Source organism: Hansschlegelia sp. KR7-227 (assembly GCF_049446035.1).
Taxonomy (GTDB): Bacteria; Pseudomonadota; Alphaproteobacteria; order Rhizobiales; family Methylopilaceae; genus Methylopila.
Map to the genome: position 1 here is coordinate 1380073 of NZ_JBMSEA010000001.1, position 17627 is coordinate 1397699.

Genomic DNA, 17627 nt, shown 5'->3' on the forward strand with positions numbered 1-17627 from the left:
GCCAGATGCGAGGCGCCACTACTAATCACTGCGCCCGGAACTGGGCCTCTGGCAAGCATTCGGATGCGAGCCGCCGTGCATGCGCGTCAAGCGCTAGCGCATCCTCGATGGTCGTGGGCGCGGCGTTCGATCCGCTCGCCGCCGCCCGCTCCATCGTCTCTTGAACGATGAAGGGGATGTGGGAGAAGCCGATCCGGCGCGCAAGGAAGAGATGCACCGCCACTTCGTTCGCGGCGTTCAGCACCGTCGGCGCCGCGCCGCCGTCGCTGAGCGCTTCCCGCGCGAGGCGCAACGCGGGAAATCGCTCGAGATCCGGCGTCTCGAACGTCAGTTGACCGATGCGTGCGAGGTCGATCCTGGCGGCGGGCGTCGCAAGCCTCGCGGGGAATCCCAGCGTGTGGGCGATCGGGACGCGCATGTCCGGCGCTGCGAGGCCCGCCGTCACGGCCCCGTCGCGGAAGGTCACCAATCCGTGGATCACGGATTGCGGATGCACCACCACGTCGAGTCGTTCCTCCGGACAGGCGAAGACGTGGTGGGCCTCGATCAGTTCGAGGCCCTTGTTCATCAGCGTCGCCGAGTCGATCGTGATCTTCGCGCCCATCGACCATGTCGGATGCCGGAGGGCGTCCTCAGGCCGGGCCCGCGCGATGCGCTCGGCGCTCCACTCTCGAAACGGGCCCCCGGACGCGGTCAGCGTCATGCGCTCGACCGCGTCGACGCTCTGTCCGCCGAGGGCCTGCATGAGCGCGTTGTGTTCGGAATCGACCGGGAGCAGCAGGGCGCCGCTGGCCGCCACTTCCGCCATGAAGGCGGCGCCGGCGCAGACCAGGCATTCCTTGGTCGCCAGCGCGATCGCTCCGCCTCGCCGCACGGCGGCGATGGTAGGCGCCAGGCCGGCGGCGCCGGAGATGGCGGCCATGGTCCAGTCGACCGGGATGGAGGCCGCGTCGAGAGCGGCGCGTTCGCCCGCAGCGGACGCGACGCCGGATCCATCGAGGGCTGCGGCGAGCGCCGGGCCGCGAGCCGCGTCCGCGAGCACGGCCCGCCGCGCCCGGAGCCTGACCGCAATATCGGCCAGCGCCGCAGCGTTGGACCCGCCGACGACAGCCTCGACGTCGAAGGAGTCGGCATGGCGTTCGAGCAGGTCGACCGTCGCGCGTCCGACCGACCCGGTGGCCCCCAGGACCGTGACGCTGCGCCGCGGCCGCGTCACCATCTCAACAGCCCCTGCCCCGCTCCGTCGAAGCCGCCGCGCGCCACGCCGATGATCGCTGCGAGCGTCGCCGCCACGAGGAAGCCGTCGAGGCGATCCATCAGGCCGCCATGGCCGGGGATGAGCTGGCTCGAATCCTTCGCGCCGAACGCGCGCTTCGCTCCGGATTCGAAGAGGTCGCCGATCTCGGCGGCGATCGCCGCGGCCAGGGCGACGACCGCGACCGGCCAAAGCTTCTGCGCTCCGCCGGCGAACGCCACCCCGCAACCGGCCGCCGTGCCGGCGATTGCGCCGCCGATGGCCCCGGACCATGTCTTGTTCGGCGACAGCCGCGGCGCGAGCTTCGGCCCCCCCACGGCGCGGCCGACGAAGAACGCCAGAATGTCCGTCGCCCACACCACCGCGAACAGCCAGAGGGTGGCGAGCAGCCCGTCGACCGGATCGCGCCGCAGAAGGATGACGCCGACGAAGGCGGCCGCCCCGTAAGGCACGCCCCAGGCGGCAACGGAGGCCGGCCGCGCGACGACCCAGACGACCAACGCCCCGAGGACGAGCACGCCGGCGATGGCGAGCGGATCGATCGAAAGATAGCCCGCAATCCCCAGGCCCGCGCCAGCGACGCCGAGCGTCGCGGCGACGATCCGAGCGCTCCACCGTCTGGCCTTGGGATCGGCGGCGGCGAGCCATGCCCATTCCACCCCGACGGCCACGCCGGCCAGCGTCCAGAACGCCGCGAAGACGAGACCCCCTGCCCACGCGGCGGCGAGGGCGCCGACGACCATGACGATCGCGGACGCGACGCGTCGGGCGAGCTCCGACGTCTTCGACCGCGCCGGTGGAAGCTCCGTCACTCGCCGGCCTGGGCTACGCGGCCGCCGAACCGCCGCTCGCGCGCCCGAAAGCTCGCTATCGCTGCGGCGAAGGCCTCGCGGTCGAAATCCGGCCAGTGGATCGGCAGGAAGACAAATTCGGAATAAGCGCTCTGCCAAAGCAGGAAATTTGAAATGCGCTGTTCGCCGCTCGTGCGGATCACGAGGTCCGGATCGGGAATCTCGGCGGTGTCGAGCTGCGCGGCCACGGCCGCGGCGTCGATGGCGGCGGGGTCGAGGCGGCCATCGCGCACGGCCTCGGCGATGCGGCGGACGGCACCCACGATCTCTTGCCGACCGCCATAGTTGAAAGCGACGATCAGGGTGAGACCGCTGTTCTGAGACGTAAGGTTCTCGGCCTCTTCGAGATGCTTGACGATGTCCGGAGGCAGGCCGTCGCGCTCGCCGATGACCCGGATGCGCACGTCGCTGCGGTGCAATTCGGTCAGATCGCGCCGGATGAACATCCGCAACAGATTCAGGAGGTCCGAGACCTCCTCCGCCGGGCGAGACCAGTTTTCCGCGGAGAAGCTGTAGAGCGTGAGGTGCTCGACCCCAAGCTCGTGCGCGGACTTCACCGCCCGGCGCAGCGCCTCCACGCCGCGGCGATGGCCTTCGGCCCGCGGCAGACCGCGCGCGGCCGCCCAGCGACCGTTTCCGTCCATGATGATGGCGACGTGGCGCGGCGCGAGGCCGTCGCGGGCGGGCGCCTTGTCAGCGGCGCCTCCGGTCCATCTCTTGAGGTTCCTCGGCAGCATCGCGCGGGGCCTGACAGGAGTGCTCGGACACGTCCGACCGATTTGGCGGCCGGACGATCGACGTCTGATGGTCGGCGGAACGAGCCGCGCCGATCTCGACCGATCCCGCGCGACGCCTGGGCGCCGGCCTCCGAGTCGAGCCCGGCTACCCTATCACACCTGAAGGATATCTTTTTCCTTAGCGGCGAGCGCCTGATCGATCTCCTCGACGGCGGCGTCGGTCGCCTTCTGGACCTGATCGGCCAGCTTGTCATGCTCGTCCTGGCCGAGATCGCCGTCCTTTTCCTGCTTCTTGAGCACGTCGAGGCCGTCGCGACGGACGTGGCGGACCGCCACGCGCTGCTGCTCGGCGTATTTGTGCGCGACCTTCACGAGCTCCTTGCGCCGGTCGGCGTTCAGCTCGGGCAGCGGGATGCGCAGCAGCTGCCCCTCGGTGATCGGGTTCAGCCCAAGATTGGATTCGCGGATCGCCTTCTCCACGGCGCCGACCATGGAACGGTCCCACACCTGTACGGACAGCATCCGCGCCTCCGGCACGCTGACCGTGGCGACCTGGTTGAGCGGCATCTCCGCGCCATAGGCGGTGACGTGGACCGGATCGAGCAGGTTGGTCGAGGCGCGACCGGTGCGCAGACCGGCGAGATCGGATTTGAGCGATGCGATCGCGCCGTTCATGCGGCGTTTGATGTCGTCGAGATCGAACGGGCTGGCGGGCATGAAACCTTGTCCTGGCGGGAGGCGGGGCGGTTGTGTCCGCCTCTGTCAGCTCGACACGACCGTCGCGCGTCCTCCGCCGCTGACGACCGCCGGGATCGAGCCGGGCTCGTGAATGGAGAAGACGATTACCGGAAGCGCGTTCTCGCGCGCAAGCGCGAAGGCCGCCGCGTCCATCACCTTGAGGTCCTTCTGCAGGACTTCGTCATGGCTGAGCCGCTCGTAGCGGGTCGCCGTAGGGTCCTTTTTGGGGTCGCCGGAGTAGATGCCGTCGACGTTGGTGGCCTTCAGCAGCGCGTCACAACCGGTCTCGACCGCGCGCAGCGCGGCGGCGGTGTCGGTGGTGAAAAACGGATTGCCCGTGCCGGCCGCGAACACCACGATCCGCCCGCGATCGAGATGGGCGAGCGCGCGGGGTCGCGTGTATGTCTCGGCCACCGCCGGCATGTCGAGCGCGGACAACACGCGGGCCTGCGTGCCCTGGCGCATGATGGCCGCGGCGAGCGCGAGCGCGTTCATCACCGTGGCCAGCATGCCCATATAGTCGCCGGTCGCGCGATCGACGCCCTGGCTCGACACCTGCACGCCGCGGAAGATGTTGCCGCCGCCGACGACGACGGCGAGCTCGATCCCAAGCGCGTGGGTGGCGGCGAGGTCGGCCGCGATCCGGTCGACCGTTGGTTGGTGAAGGCCGAAGCCCTGAGGCCCCATTAGGGCCTCGCCCGACACCTTGACGAGCACGCGGCGGTAAAGCGGCGTCGTCATCGCGTCGGGCATGGTCGGACTCAGCCCTGGCCGGCCGCGGCGGCGACCTCGGCGGCGAAGTCGGTCTCGTCCTTCTCGACGCCCTCGCCGAGCGCGAGACGCACGAAGCCCGTGACCTTGATCGGCGCGCCGACCTCGGCCTCCGCGGCCTTGACCGCCTGAGCGACGGTCTTCTTGCCGTCGGGGTCCATCACGAAGACCTGCTCAAGCAGCGTGGCCTCCTTGTAGAAGGTCTTCACGCCGCTCTCGACGATCTTCTCGACGACGTTCTCCGGCTTGCCGCCCTCGCGCGCCTTCGCGGCCAGCACGTCGCGCTCACGCGCCACGATCGCGGGGTCGATCGACGCGGCGTCGAGGCCCTGCGGGTTGGTCGCGGCGACATGCATCGCGATCTGCTTGCCGAGCGCGAGCAGCGGCTCCGCCTTGCCCTCCGACTCAAGCGCGACGAGCACGGCAATCTTGCCGAGGCCCGGCGCGACCTGGCCGTGGACGTAGGAGCCGACGACGCCGTTCGACACCGCCTGGAGCGCCGCGCGGCGCAGCGTCATGTTCTCGCCGATCGTGGCGATCGTGGCCTGGATCTTCTCCGCGACCGTGCCGCCGCCGGGATAGGCGGCCGCCTCGATCGTCGCGACGTCGTCGCCGACGCCCAGCGCGACGCCGGCGATCGCGGACGCCATCTCCTGGAATTCAGGGTTGCGCGCGACGAAATCGGTCTCCGAATTGACCTCGACCGCGACGCCCTTCTGGCCCTCGGCGCTGAGCGCCACCAGACCTTCGGCGGCCGTGCGGCCGGCCTTCTTGGCGGCCTTGGCGAGACCCTTCTTGCGCAGCCAGTCGACGGCGGCTTCGATGTCGCCGCCCGTCTCGTTCAGCGCGTTCTTGCAGTCCATCATGCCGGCGGCGGTCTTCTCGCGAAGCTCCTTGACCATGGCTGCGGTGACGTTGGCCATCTCATCCTCAAAATGCGCGCCGCACGGATCGTTATGCGGCGGTGTCCGGCTTCCCGCCGCGACGCTGGAGGCGTGCGGCGGGAGCTACGGAGGTCTCTGGTGATCAGGCGGCGACGCCCGCGAGCTGCTCGCGCGCCTGCGCGACCCAGCCTTCGCGGCCGATGCGGCCGTTCAGTTTCATCTCGGCGTCCGCCTTGGCGACGTCGTCGGCGCTCATCGCGGCGATCTGCCAGTAGTGGTAGATGCCGTACTCGTTGAGCTTCTGCTCGAGTTGCGGCCCGACGCCAGTGAGCTTCGACAGGTCGTCCGGCGCGCCGCGGGGAGCGGCAAGCAGTTCGTAGGCCTCAACGGGCGCTTCGAATTCCGTGACCTCGACGACGGCGGGCTCGGCGGCGACCTCGTCAAGCACCGGCTCCTCCTGGGCGCCGACGTCCACTCCGAGATCGCCCTGGCCGCGGCCGATGCCGTCGATCGCGGCGCGCGCGATCAGGTCGCCGTAAAGGGCGAGCGCGCGGCCGGCGTCGTCATTGCCGGGGATCGGATAGGTGATGCCGTCCGGATCGGAATTGGTGTCGAGGATGGCGGCCACGGGAATGCCGAGGCGCTTGGCCTCCATCACCGCGATCTGCTCCTTGTTGGTGTCGATCACGAAGATCAGGTTGGGCAGGCCGCCCATATCCTTGATTCCGCCAAGCGTCTTCTCGAGCTTGTCGCGTTCGCGCGACAGCGTGAGGCGCTCCTTCTTGGTGAAGCCGTGCGCGGCCTCGCCCGACAGCATCTCCTCGAGCTTGCGCAGGCGCTGGATCGAACCGGAGATCGTCTTCCAGTTGGTCAGCATGCCGCCAAGCCAGCGGGAGTTCACGAAATACTGCGCGGAGCGGCGCGCCGAATCCGCCACGACCTCGGCCGCCTGGCGCTTGGTGCCCACGATCAGGACGCGGCCGCCGCCGGCGACGACGTCCGAAACCGCCTGAAGAGCGCGGTGCAGCATCGGCACGGTCTGGGCGAGATCGATGATGTGGATGTTGTTGCGGGCGCCGAAGATGTACTGCGACATCTTCGGGTTCCAGCGGTGGGCCTGATGGCCGAAGTGAACGCCAGCTTCGAGCAGCTGACGCATGGTGAAGTCGGGAAGCGCCATAGTGCAATTCTCCGGTTGGACCTCCGCGGACGTTCGCCGGTGCTCGGTGATCGAGCCGACGCCGGAACGGCTTGGTTATCGCCGTCAGCCCGCGTGTGGGATGGCGCGGCTTATAGGCGAAGAGCCCAAGCGAAAGCAAGCCGCGGAGACCGCGATCGCCCTCGCGCCCGCAGATTTCAGATCCATCGCCAGGCTCGACGCCTAGGCGGCGTCGACGTGGACGACGCCGGGAACGGTCTTCAACGCGCCGGCGATCTGCGGCGACACGCGATACTTGCCCGGGAGCCTGATCTCGACCTCGGTCTCCCCTTCCAGCAGCATCACCACGAAGGCCTCGCCGTCGCCCGCCTCCAGCCGCCGCGACACCGCGTCGAGCGGATCGGGCGCGCGCAGGAAGATGCGCATCGTGCGCTGCGCCTTCTCCGCCGCTCGGTCGAGCGGCTCGACATGCTCGATCCGGATCCGGACCTCGTCGCCCTCGAGCGCCGCGCTGGCGTTGATGATGACCGGCGTGTTCGGCTCCAGAAGATCGCGGTATTTGGCGAGGCCTTCCGAAAAAATCACGGCCTCGTAGTGTCCGGACGGATCGGACAGGGTGACCACGCCCATCCGGTTGCCGGTGCGGGTCTTGCGCTCCTGCCGGGTCAGGACCGTGGCGGCGAGTCGACCGGCCGTGGCGCCCGCTTTCACGGCGGCCGCGAACTCGGCGTAGCCGCGGACGCGAAGCTTGGCGAGCGTCGCGACGTAATCGTCCAGCGGATGGCCGGAGAGAAAGAAGCCGACCGCCTCATACTCCCGCTTCAGCCTGTCGCCGGCCGACCATGGCTCGTGCGCGACGGCGCGAACCGGTTCGTCTCCGCCGCCGAAGAAATCGTTCTGCCCCACCGCCGCGTCGTCGCGCGTGCGCGCAGCGATCCCCATGATCGACTCGACGCTGGCGAGCGCGCGCGCGCGGTCGGGCTCCAGCGCGTCAAGCGCCCCTGCCTGGGCGAGGCTTTCAAGCGCGCGTTTGGGCAGCGCCTTTGCGTCGATGCGCCTGGCGAAATCCGGCAGGCTCTTGAAACTGCGCGCCTTTCGTTCCCTCACGAGCCCTTCCACAGCCGACGCGCCGACGCCCTTAAGCGCGGCGAGCGCATAGAGAATGGCGCCGTCCTCCACGTCGAACCGGATGTCGGAACGGTTCACGCAAGGGGGGCGGACCGGGATCTTCAGACGCACCGCCTCCTGCCGGAACTCGGCGAGCTTGTCGGTCGAACCCATTTCGAGCGTCATCGACGCTGCGAGAAATTCGACGGGATGGTTCGCCTTGAGATAGGCGGTCTGATAGGCGACCAGCGCATAGGCCGCCGCGTGGCTCTTGTTGAAGCCGTAGTCAGCGAACTTCGCCAGCAGGTCGAAGATCGTCGACGCGTCGCCCTTGCCGATCCCGCCCGCGACGCAGCCTGAGACGAAGCGGTCCCGTTGCGCGTCCATCTCGGAGCGGATCTTCTTGCCCATCGCCCGCCGCAGCAGGTCAGCCTCGCCGAGCGAATAGCCGGCGAGCGACTGGGCGGTCTGCATCACCTGCTCCTGGTAGATGATGACGCCGAAGGTCTCGCCCAGGATCGGCTCGAGCTTGGGGTGGGGATATTCCGGCCGCTCCTGGCCGTGCTTGCGCGCGCAGTAGACCGGAATGTTCGCCATTGGGCCGGGTCGGTAGAGCGCGACCAGGGCGATGATGTCCTCGAAGCGGTCCGGCTTCATGTCGGCGAGGGCGCGGCGCATGCCGGCGCTTTCCAGCTGGAACACGCCGACCGTCTCGCCGCGCGACAGCATGGCGTAGGTCGCCGCGTCGTCGATCGGGATCTTTTCGAGATCGACCGCGACGCCGCGCCGTTTCAGCAGCTCGACGGCCGTGGTCAGCGTGGTCAACGTCTTCAGTCCGAGGAAATCGAACTTCACGAGACCGGCCGGCTCGACCCATTTCATGTTGAACTGGGTGACGGGCATGTCCGAGCGCGGGTCGCGGTAGAGCGGCACCAGCTCCGACAGCGGCCGGTCGCCGATCACGATGCCGGCGGCGTGGGTCGAGGCGTGGCGGTACAGCCCCTCGAGCTTGAGCGCGATGTCGAGCATCCGCGCGACCGTCGGGTCGGAGCCGCGCGCCTCCGCGAGCTTGGGCTCGTCCGTCACCGCCTGCTGGAGCGTGACGGGGTTCGCAGGGTTCTGCGGCACCAGCTTGCACAGCTTGTCGACCTGCCCATAGGGCATTTCGAGCACGCGCCCGACGTCGCGCATCACGCCGCGCGCCTGCAGCGTGCCGAAGGTGATGATCTGGGCGACGCGGTCGTGCCCGTAGCGGCGCTGCACGTAGCGGATCACCTCGTCGCGGCGGTCCTGGCAGAAATCGATGTCGAAATCCGGCATCGACACGCGCTCGGGATTGAGGAAGCGCTCGAAGAGAAGGCCGAAGCGCAGCGGATCGAGGTCGGTGATCGTGAGCGACCAGGCGACCACCGAGCCCGCGCCCGATCCGCGGCCCGGCCCGACGGGGATCCCCTGCCCCTTCGCCCATTTGATGAAGTCGGCGACGATCAGGAAGTAGCCCGGGAATTTCATGCGCTCGATCACGTCGAGCTCGAAGGCGAGGCGCGCCACATAGGTCGCTTCGTCCAGGCCCGGCGCGACGCCATGGGCTGCGAGCCGGGCGACGAGGCCCTCCTCCGCTTGCCGCCGGAGCTCGACCGCCTCGTCCGCGGCCCCGCCATGGTCCGCGGTGAAGCGAGGCAGGATCGGCTTGGCCGTGCGCGGACGATAGGCCGAGCGGCGCGCGATCTCGACGGTGCTGGCGAGCGCCTCCGGCAGGTCGGCGAACAGCGCCGCCATCTCGGCCCGCGACTTCAGGTAGTGATCCGGCGACAACTGACGCCGCTCGGTCTCGCCGAGCACGCGACCGTCCGCGAGGCAGATCAGAGCGTCGTGCGCCTCGTGGTCGCTGCGTTCGGCGAAGCGCGCGCCGTTGGTCGCGACGAGCGGCAGGCCGTTGGCGTAAGCGAGGCTGACGATCGCCGCCTCCACCGCCTTCTCGCCGGCGAGGCCGTGGCGTTGCAGTTCGACATAGAGGGAATCGCCGAACAGGTCCTTCAGGCGGTCGAGGCGGGCGTGCGCAATGTCGTCGGCCGCGTCGGACAGCGCGCGGTCGACCGGCCCGTCCGGGCCCCCCGTCAGCGCGACCAGACCCCCGATCCGCCCCACCAGCGCCCCGAGCGGGACATGCGTCCCCTCCTCCTGATCGCCGTCGAGGAAGGACTGACTGCTCAGCGCCATCAGGTTGCGGTAGCCGGTCTCCGAGCACGCGAGCAGCGTAAGCGACGGCTTGCGGCTTTCCCGCATGGGCCGGCCGAGACGCTCCTCACGGTCGCCGAAATCCACGGAGAGCGTCAGGCCCACGATCGGCTGGACGCCGACGGCGGAGAGCTTCTCGGAGAATTCCAGGGCGCCGAACAGATTGTCGTCGGTGAGCGCCACCGCCGGCATGCGGTCGGCCTTCGCGATCGCGGCAATCTTTGCGACCGTCAGCGCGCTCTCGAGCAGGGAGTAGGACGAGCGAACGCTGAGGTGGATGAAGCCCGGGTCGGCCTTGAACGCGCTCATATCGGCCATTCCCGCCTTCCCTACCGTTACGCCCCTTCTACAGGGCTGGACGCGGCGCCGGACCTCGCGCGTCGGCTCTCCACAGGAAAGCGTCGTTCACGCGCCGCTCAGCGCGACCGACCAGACCACAAGAGCGCCGACGAAGGCCGCGACGGACCCGAGTTCAAGAACCCCGAACGCTAGGGCGCGAAAGATGTGAGACGGCATGTGAACCCCCTATGGACACTTTATGTTCCATATTCGTTCTGATTTGCCGCCGCGTGTCAAGCCGGCGCGCCGCCGCCGACCGCGCCCGGCCCGAAACGCCCGTCCAGCGGTGGGGAACCTCGTCGGCCGGCCGGCGGTCAGGCCTCGACGAGGCCGCCGTCGCGCAAGGTCAGCCGGCGGTCGAGCGTCGCGGCGAGATCGAGATTGTGGGTCGCGACGATCGCTGAGAGACCGGACGCCCGGGCGAGCGCCGTCAAGGTCGTGAACACATGGCTCGCTGTGTCGGGATCGAGATTGCCGGTGGGCTCGTCGGCGAGCAGCAGGCGCGGCGCGTTTGCGACCGCGCGGGCGATCGCGACCCGCTGCTGTTCGCCGCCGGACAGTTCGGCCGGCCTGTGCTTCAGCCGCGCGCCGAGGCCGAGATAGGTCAGCAACTCCTCCGCGCGGCGGCGCGCCTCACGCTCCCCGAGCCCGCGAATGAGCTGCGGCAGCACCACGTTCTCCAGCGCGGAGAACTCCGGCAGCAGATGGTGGAATTGGTAGACGAAGCCGATCTGGTTGCGACGGAGCGCGGTGCGGGCCGAGTCGGACAGATGAGAGGTCGCCGTTCCGTCGAGCGTCACCTCGCCGCCGTCCGGTCGCTCCAGCAGGCCGGCGACATGGAGCAAAGTGGATTTGCCTGCCCCGGAGGGCGCGATCAGAGCCACGACCTCGCCGGATTCGATCGTCGCCGAGGCGCCGGCGAGCACCTCGATCCTGGTCTCCCCTTGCACATAGGCGCGCGTCACGCGGTCGAGCACGAGGAGCGGCGCGGCCTGCGGTTCGGCGGCCCCGGCGTCGGCAGGATCGTCAAAGGAGAGGTCGTCGGTCATTCGTAACGCAGCGCTTCGACGGGATCGAGCGCGGCCGCTCGCCACGACGGATAGAGCGTCGCCACGACCGACAGGAGCAGAGCCATTCCGACCACCGTCGCCGTCTCGCGGAGGGAGGGATCCGCCGGCAACCGGCTGAGGAAGTAGACTTCCGGCGAGAACAGCTCGGTCCCCGTCAGCGACGCCAGAAACGCGCGGATCGCCTCCACGTTCCAGCACACGATCATGCCGAGCGCGAAGCCTGCGAGCGTGCCGACCACGCCAATGCTCGCGCCGGTGATGAGGAAGATGCGCATGATCGCGCCGCGCGTCGCGCCCATGGTTCTCAGGATCGCGACGTCGCGCCCCTTGTCCTTCACCAGCATGATGAGGCCGGAAACGATGTTCAGCGCCGCCACCAGCACGATCAGCGTCAAGATAAGGAACATCACGTTGCGCTCGACCTCGAGCGCGGAGAAGAACGTCTTGTTCCGTTCGCGCCAGTCGACGAGATAGACGCCGCGCTCGGCCGCCGCCAGCAGCTTGGGCTTGACCACGTCGAGGGAGTCCGGATCGTCGAGATAGACCTCAATGCCGGACGCATCGCCCTCGCGGTTGAAATAGGCCTGCGCCTCCTCGAAGGGCAGGAACACGAAGGCGGCGTCGTATTCCGACATCCCGATCTCGAACACCGCCGCGACCCGATAGCCCTTGATGCGCGGGGTGACGCCCATCGGCGTGACGGCGCCCCGCGGCGAGACGAGCGAGAGGGTGTCGCCGGCGTGTACGCCGAGCTGGTCGGCGAGGCGTTTTCCGATCAGCACGCCGCCGCCGTCGTCGAAGCCCTCGAGCGTGCCCTCGCGAATGGTGCGGGAGACGAGCTGCAGCCGTCCCAGATCCTGGCCCCGCAGGCCGCGGACGAGGACGCCCGACGCGGCGGCGGGCGAGGACGCCAGCGCCTGGCCGTCCACCAGCGGAATGACGAACTTGACGCCGGAGACCTTCGACATCCGCTCGGCGACGGCGGCGTAGTCCGTGAGCGGCCCGTCAAGCGGCTGCACCACGACATGGCCGTTGATGCCGAGGATCTTGCTCAGCAACTCGGTCCGGAAGCCGTTCATCACCGCCATGACGATGATCAGCGTCGCGACGCCGAGCATGATGCCGAGGAACGAGAACCCGGCGATCACGGAGATGAAGCCTTCCTTGCGACGGGCGCGCAGATAACGCCCGGCGATCATCCACTCGAAGCGGGCCCCGGGTCGCGTGCCGCCGGGGGCGGCGTCCTCGATCGCCGCCACCGGGTCAGCCGAGGATCGCGGAGAGCGCGCCGTCGGCGGAGACCGCCTCGGCCGCGCCGCCGGAGCGGCGCTTGAGCTCAACTGTGCCCGCCGCGAGGCCTTTCGGCCCGACGACCAGCCGCCAGGGCAGGCCGATCAGCTCCATCGTCGCGAATTTCGAGCCCGGCCGCTCGTCGGTGTCGTCATACAGCACGTCGACGCCCTGCCCCCTGAGTTTGGCGTAAAGGTCGTCGCAGGCCGCGTCGACCGCGGCGTCGCCGGGCTTGAGATTCACGAGCCCGACCTGGAACGGCGCGATCGCATCGGGCCAGATGATTCCGGCGTCGTCATGGCCGGCTTCAATCACGGCGGCGACGAGACGCGACGGCCCGATGCCATAGGAGCCCATGTGGACGGGGGCCATGGCGCCGTCAGGGCCTGCGACGACGGCCTTCATGGGCTCAGAATATTTCGTCCCGAAGTAGAAGATGTGACCGACCTCGATGCCTCGCGCCGAGACCTGCTTGGCCTCGGGCGTCTCGGCGAAGGCCGCGGCGTCGTGCATTTCCTCGGTCGCGGCGTAGAGGCTGGTCCAGCGGTCCACGATCGCCTGCAGACCCGCGGCGTCGTTGAAGTCGACCGTCTCGGGCGGGGTGTCGAAGCCGAGATAGTCGCTGTGGCAGAACACTTCGCTCTCGCCGGTCTTGGCGAGGATGATGAATTCATGGCTGAGATCGCCCCCGATCGGGCCGGTGTCGGCCTTCATTGGCACGGCCTTGAGGCCGAGGCGCGCGAAGGTGCGGAGATAGGCGACGAACATCCGGTTGTAGGATGTGCGGGCGCCCTCGGCGTCGAGATCGAAGGAATAGGCGTCCTTCATCAGGAACTCGCGCGAACGCATGACGCCGAAGCGCGGCCGCACCTCGTCCCGGAACTTCCACTGTATGTGATAGAGGTTCTTGGGCAGGTCTTTGTAGGAACGCACCGCGGAGCGGAAGATCTCCGTGATCATCTCCTCGTTGGTGGGGCCGTACAGCATCTCGCGATCATGCCGGTCCTTGATGCGAAGCATCTCCTTGCCGTAGGCGTCGTAGCGCCCGCTTTCGCGCCAGAGGTCGGCGAGCTGGATGGTCGGCATCATCAACTCGATCGCGCCGGCGCGGTCTTGCTCCTCGCGGATGATCTTCGAGATGTTGTTGAGCACCTTCAGCCCGAGCGGCAGCCAGGCGTAGATGCCGGCCGCCTCCTGCCGGATCATGCCGGCGCGCAGCATCAGACGGTGCGAGACGATCTCGGCCTCTTTCGGCGCCTCGCGCAGAATCGGAAGGAAATAACGGCTGAGGCGCATCGAGTTCTCTTGGAGTTTCCGGGCGAATCCGCGGGCGGCCGGCCCTTCTCGGGAAGGCCGGCACGAAAGCCGATGAGCTGTGAAAACACAAGGGCGCCCGGACTGCTCGCCCCGCGCGCCGGTGCCTGGATTTCCCTACGCTCGTTTTTTCGGCGCCGGCTGCACAAAGAGATGACAAGCTGAAAAACCTTGGATAAGGTCTGCTCCATAAGAAAGGGCCCGCCGGCGAAGTTGCCTCGCCAGCGATAATCCGGCCCAAGTCTTGGGAGGATGTCCGTGCGGCGCGCTTTGCAGCGACGCCGCCGACCTGACGCCGAAGTCCCGCACCGCTCGCGGCGTCTGGGTCGAAATCGGGCACGACGACGACGAACTTGAGATGAGCAAGGCTTCGGCCTTGCTTTTTTTTGTCCTGCGCCCTGCCTCTCCCGCCGCAGCGAAGCAGCCCGTCGCCGGCTGAAAGACATGCCGGTCCGCGCGGTCGGGATCTCCCCGACGAAGACTTGCCCTGGTCTGAAGGACGTCAGCCGACCCGGTCGAATCTCGGCAGGAACGGGATGTCGTCCAGGCCGAAGACGTCCTGCCGCAGGATCCAGAACAGCAGCGCGAACACGACGGTGGCCGCTGCCGTCGTGATCAAGAACAGGCGCCCGATTCGCGCCCGCGTCGGCGCTCCGGGCTCCGTCCCCGGAGATATGACGCCGTCGTCGAACTGACTTCGCGCGCCGAACGGCAGAACGGCGAACAGCGTCGTCCACCAGATCACGAAGTAGACCGCCGCCCAACTGATCCAGGAGAAGATCAAGCCTGTTCGAGCTCCACAAGGGTGCCGAGCATATCTTTAGGATGCAGGAACAGAACCGGCTTGCCGTGAGCGCCGATCTTGGGCTCGCCGTCGCCGAGCACCCGCGCGCCCTGCGATTTCAGCTGGTCGCGGGCGGCCAGGATGTCGTCGACCTCGTAGCAGACATGATGGATGCCCCCGGCCGGCGAGCGATCGAGGAACGCTTGGATCGGCGACTTTTCTCCAAGCGGCTCAAGCAGTTCGATCTTGGTGTTGGGAAGCTCGATGAACACCACGGTGACCCCGTGCTCCGGCTGCTCGGTCGCCGGCGTCACGGTCGCGCCCAGAGTGTCGCGATAGACGGCGGTCGCGGCGGCAAGGTCAGGCACGGCGATGGCGACGTGGTTGAGGCGGCCGATCATCGTGAAACGCTCCTGCAAGGGCGCGGAACGGCCGCGCAATAACGGCGCAACGCGCCGGCACATCCGCGCAATGTCGCGCAACGCCAGACTATTCCGCCGGCGCGCCGGCGTTAACGGTCCGCCGCGTCAGACTTTCCGCCGATCGGCGCCGGCTCAGACGCCGAGCACGGCGACGTGGCAGACCGGCTTCTTGCCCCAGACCAGTCCGAGTTCGCCGCGCACCGCGCGCTCGACCGCCGTCGCGACCAGCGCGTGGTCCCGGCGCTTGCCGCGAGCCAGCCCGTCGAGGCAGTCGAGCACGGTGTCGCGGAGCACTTCGGCCATCGGGGTGCCCTCGTCGTCGCGCGGCGGCAGGCCGGTGTAGCGAACTTCCGGCGCGGTCGCGACCTCGCCGCGCTCGTCGATCGCGAGCGCGACCGTCACCACGCCGGCGAAGGCGAGGCGCCGGCGCTCCGCGATGGTCTGGTCGCTCATCGGGACCAGCACCTTGCCGTCCTTCAGCATCCGGCCGCTCTGGACCTCGTCGACGATCTCGGCCGGGCCGCCGGCGACCCGGATCATCTGGCCATCGCTGACCCGCGCCACGTTCGGCACGCCGATCGACGTTGCGAACGCCGCGTGCTCGTGCATGTGGAGCTCCTCGCCATGCACGGGCACGACGAGGTTCGGCTTCAGCCAGCCGTAGAGCATGGCGATCTCGTCGCGGCGCGGATGGCCGGAGACGTGGACGAAATGGGTGCGGTCGGTGATCACCTCGGCGCCGCCGGCGGTCAGATCGTTGATGATGCGGCCGACCGCCTTCTCGTTGCCCGGGATGGTGCGCGAGGAGAAGATCACGCGGTCGCCCTTGGCGAGCTTCACCTCGGGATGATCGCCGGAGGCGACGCGGGCGAGCGCGGCCCGCGGCTCGCCCTGGCTGCCGGTCATCATCGCGACGACCTTGTCGCGCGGGAGATAGCCATAGGCGTCCGGGCTCAGGAACTCGCCCACGCCTTCCAGCATGCCGAGCTCGCGCGCGACCTCGGTCGCCCGCAGCATCGCCCGGCCGATCAGCACGACCTGGCGGTCGGCGGCCCGGGCGGCGTCGGCGACGGCCCTGAGACGCCCGACATTGGAGGCGAAGGTCGTCACCGCCACGCGGCCGGGGGCGCTGCGGATCAGTTCGGTGAGGCTCGCCGCGACGTCGAGCTCGGACGGCGAGATGCCTTCGCGCAGCGCGTTGGTCGAATCGCCGATGACCGCCGCGACGCCCTCCTCGCCGAGCTCGCGCATGCGCGCCTCGTCGGTGGGCAGTCCGAGCACGGGGGTGGGGTCGATCTTCCAGTCGCCGGTGTGGACGACGAGGCCGGCGGCTGTGCGGATCGCGAGCGCGTTCGATTCCGGAATCGAATGCGCGACCGGCACGAACTCGACGTCGAACGGTCCGGCCTTGAAGCGGCCGCCTTGCGGAATCACGCGGATGTCGAGCTTCGGCGCGCCGCGCTCGGAGGCGCGCTTGGCCTCCAGCATCGCCGCCGCGAACGGGGTGGCGTAGATCGGCTTGCGCATCGCCGGCCACAGATCGAGCACCGCCCCGTAGTGGTCCTCATGCGCGTGCGTCAGCACCAGCGCTTCGATATTGGCCTTCTCGGCGAGCGCGAAGCGAATGTCGGGCATGATGATGTCGATGCCGGGCGTCCAGGCGGGATCGCCGAACAGCACGCCGCAATCGACCATCAGCCAGCGCCGCTTGCGGCCTTCGCCGAAGCCGTAGAGGCCGAGATTCATCCCGATTTCGCTCACCCCGCCGAGGGGGACGAACACCAGATCCTGCGCCATGATCACTTTCAATAACGGTCGGCGCCAAGGGCCCCGAAATAAACATCGCCCGCCGAGACCGCGGTCGCGACGCCGGTGGGCGCGCGTACCACGAGCCGACCCCTGTCGTCGATGGATTCGAATCGTCCGCGGATCGTCCGGGCGCCGAGATCGACCACGACCTCGGAGCCCAGGCCCGCCGCCCGCGCCATCCAGGCCTTGCGGATGGCGGCGAGGCCGCGCCCTTCGTCCCAGGTGTCGTACCACGTGACGAAGGTGTCCGTCAGCGCCTCGAACAGCTCCTCCGCCGTCGCCCGGTCGCCGCGCGCGCGGAGCGAGGTCGCGGGATAGGGCAGATCGTCCGGCGCCGAGACGACGTTGACGCCGAGGCCGATCACGATCGCGAGCCTCCCGTCGGGAAGCTGGTCGGCCTCGAGCAGGATCCCCGCGAGTTTCGCCCCGTCGACGACCACGTCGTTCGGCCATTTGAGTTCGGGCCGCGAGGTCCGCGGCTCGAGCGAGGCTGCGACGCTTCGCAGCGCCGCCTCGAGCGCGAGCCCTGCGACGAAGCCAAGCGTCGCGGCGGTCGCCGCCGGCACGTCGATCTGGGCCGCGAAGCTTGCGGCGAGGTTGCCGCGCTCGGTCGACCATGACCGGCCGCGGCGCCCGCGCCCGTCCGTCTGCGCGCGGGCGACCACCCAGATCGGCCCCCTGCCCTCACGCGCGAGGCTCAGGCCCTCGGCGTTGGTCGAGCCGACGGTGTCGTAAGCCACGAGATCGTGGCCCGACTCGCGCGCGGCGGGTCCAAGCGTGAAGCTCATGCCGCCGTCCTTCTCACGCGGCGCCTTGCGCATGATCGGCGCGCGCATGCGGCGGCGGGAACGCGGGATCA

Annotated in this window: 15 protein-coding genes; all 15 read right to left on the reverse strand. The window is 69.0% G+C overall.

Annotated elements, in window-relative coordinates; all coding sequences use genetic code 11:
• Positions 1 to 25: 25 nt before the first annotated feature.
• Positions 26 to 1219: a 1-deoxy-D-xylulose-5-phosphate reductoisomerase gene (gene dxr, locus ACO2RJ_RS06475; protein WP_423267172.1), complete on the reverse strand. Its 1194-nt coding sequence runs from the start codon at positions 1217 to 1219 to the stop codon at positions 26 to 28.
• On the reverse strand, positions 1213 to 2067 hold the full coding sequence (locus ACO2RJ_RS06480; protein WP_423267173.1) for a phosphatidate cytidylyltransferase: 855 nt from the start codon (positions 2065 to 2067) through the stop codon (positions 1213 to 1215). The genes dxr and ACO2RJ_RS06480 overlap by 7 nt, the downstream gene beginning before the upstream one ends.
• Positions 2064 to 2843 carry an isoprenyl transferase gene (locus ACO2RJ_RS06485; RefSeq protein WP_423267174.1) on the reverse strand — a complete coding sequence of 260 codons (780 nt, stop codon included), beginning with the start codon at positions 2841 to 2843 and terminating at the stop codon, positions 2064 to 2066. Before ACO2RJ_RS06485 ends, ACO2RJ_RS06480 begins: the two co-directional genes overlap by 4 nt.
• A gap of 153 nt (positions 2844 to 2996) precedes the next feature.
• Entirely contained in the window at positions 2997 to 3560 is a 564-nt protein-coding gene (frr, locus tag ACO2RJ_RS06490; RefSeq protein WP_423267175.1) for a ribosome recycling factor, read from the reverse strand.
• A 45-nt stretch (positions 3561 to 3605) separates the two neighbouring features.
• Positions 3606 to 4322 (reverse strand): UMP kinase, encoded by a 717-nt coding sequence (gene pyrH / locus ACO2RJ_RS06495; protein WP_423268918.1) that lies wholly within the window; start codon positions 4320 to 4322, stop codon positions 3606 to 3608.
• A 20-nt stretch (positions 4323 to 4342) separates the two neighbouring features.
• Entirely contained in the window at positions 4343 to 5275 is a 933-nt protein-coding gene (gene tsf / locus ACO2RJ_RS06500; protein WP_423267176.1) for a translation elongation factor Ts, read from the reverse strand.
• 103 nt (positions 5276 to 5378) lie between these two features.
• Entirely contained in the window at positions 5379 to 6416 is a 1038-nt protein-coding gene (locus tag ACO2RJ_RS06505; RefSeq protein ID WP_423267177.1) for a 30S ribosomal protein S2, read from the reverse strand.
• A gap of 201 nt (positions 6417 to 6617) precedes the next feature.
• Positions 6618 to 10058, reverse strand: a complete 3441-nt coding sequence (gene dnaE / locus ACO2RJ_RS06510) for a DNA polymerase III subunit alpha (RefSeq protein WP_423267178.1) — start codon at positions 10056 to 10058, stop codon at positions 6618 to 6620.
• Positions 10059 to 10393: 335 nt separating this feature from the next.
• The gene (locus ACO2RJ_RS06515) at positions 10394 to 11128 is read right to left on the reverse strand and encodes an ABC transporter ATP-binding protein (protein WP_423267179.1); all 735 of its coding nucleotides are present in this window, start codon (positions 11126 to 11128) and stop codon (positions 10394 to 10396) included.
• Complete coding sequence (locus ACO2RJ_RS06520) at positions 11125 to 12348, reverse strand: lipoprotein-releasing ABC transporter permease subunit (protein WP_423268919.1); 1224 nt, start codon at positions 12346 to 12348, stop codon at positions 11125 to 11127. The genes ACO2RJ_RS06515 and ACO2RJ_RS06520 overlap by 4 nt, the downstream gene beginning before the upstream one ends.
• Positions 12349 to 12412: 64 nt before the next feature.
• On the reverse strand, positions 12413 to 13735 hold the full coding sequence (gene proS / locus ACO2RJ_RS06525; protein WP_423267180.1) for a proline--tRNA ligase: 1323 nt from the start codon (positions 13733 to 13735) through the stop codon (positions 12413 to 12415).
• 520 nt (positions 13736 to 14255) lie between these two features.
• Positions 14256 to 14537 (reverse strand): DUF1467 family protein, encoded by a 282-nt coding sequence (locus ACO2RJ_RS06530; protein WP_423267181.1) that lies wholly within the window; start codon positions 14535 to 14537, stop codon positions 14256 to 14258.
• Complete coding sequence (gene mce / locus ACO2RJ_RS06535; RefSeq protein ID WP_423267182.1) at positions 14534 to 14938, reverse strand: methylmalonyl-CoA epimerase; 405 nt, start codon at positions 14936 to 14938, stop codon at positions 14534 to 14536. The genes ACO2RJ_RS06530 and mce overlap by 4 nt, the downstream gene beginning before the upstream one ends.
• 153 nt (positions 14939 to 15091) lie before the next feature.
• Positions 15092 to 16762, reverse strand: coding sequence for a ribonuclease J (locus ACO2RJ_RS06540; RefSeq protein WP_423268920.1), 1671 nt, complete (start codon positions 16760 to 16762; stop codon positions 15092 to 15094).
• Between the two features lie 2 nt (positions 16763 to 16764).
• A complete protein-coding gene (locus ACO2RJ_RS06545) occupies positions 16765 to 17556 on the reverse strand; it encodes a biotin--[acetyl-CoA-carboxylase] ligase (protein WP_423267183.1) in 792 nt (263 codons plus the stop codon).
• Between the last annotated feature and the right edge of the window lie 71 nt (positions 17557 to 17627).

Coding starts and splice junctions, on each gene's coding strand:
- dxr (WP_423267172.1), bottom strand. CDS start 1,219: ATGGTGACGCGGCCGCGGCGCAGCGTCACGGTCCTGGGGGCCACCGGG.
- ACO2RJ_RS06485 (WP_423267174.1), bottom strand. CDS start 2,843: ATGCTGCCGAGGAACCTCAAGAGATGGACCGGAGGCGCCGCTGACAAG.
- frr (WP_423267175.1), bottom strand. CDS start 3,560: ATGCCCGCCAGCCCGTTCGATCTCGACGACATCAAACGCCGCATGAAC.
- pyrH (WP_423268918.1), bottom strand. CDS start 4,322: ATGACGACGCCGCTTTACCGCCGCGTGCTCGTCAAGGTGTCGGGCGAG.
- tsf (WP_423267176.1), bottom strand. CDS start 5,275: ATGGCCAACGTCACCGCAGCCATGGTCAAGGAGCTTCGCGAGAAGACC.
- ACO2RJ_RS06505 (WP_423267177.1), bottom strand. CDS start 6,416: ATGGCGCTTCCCGACTTCACCATGCGTCAGCTGCTCGAAGCTGGCGTT.
- dnaE (WP_423267178.1), bottom strand. CDS start 10,058: ATGGCCGATATGAGCGCGTTCAAGGCCGACCCGGGCTTCATCCACCTC.
- ACO2RJ_RS06515 (WP_423267179.1), bottom strand. CDS start 11,128: ATGACCGACGACCTCTCCTTTGACGATCCTGCCGACGCCGGGGCCGCC.
- ACO2RJ_RS06520 (WP_423268919.1), bottom strand. CDS start 12,348: ATGATCGCCGGGCGTTATCTGCGCGCCCGTCGCAAGGAAGGCTTCATC.
- proS (WP_423267180.1), bottom strand. CDS start 13,735: ATGCGCCTCAGCCGTTATTTCCTTCCGATTCTGCGCGAGGCGCCGAAA.
- mce (WP_423267182.1), bottom strand. CDS start 14,938: ATGATCGGCCGCCTCAACCACGTCGCCATCGCCGTGCCTGACCTTGCC.
- ACO2RJ_RS06545 (WP_423267183.1), bottom strand. CDS start 17,556: ATGAGCTTCACGCTTGGACCCGCCGCGCGCGAGTCGGGCCACGATCTC.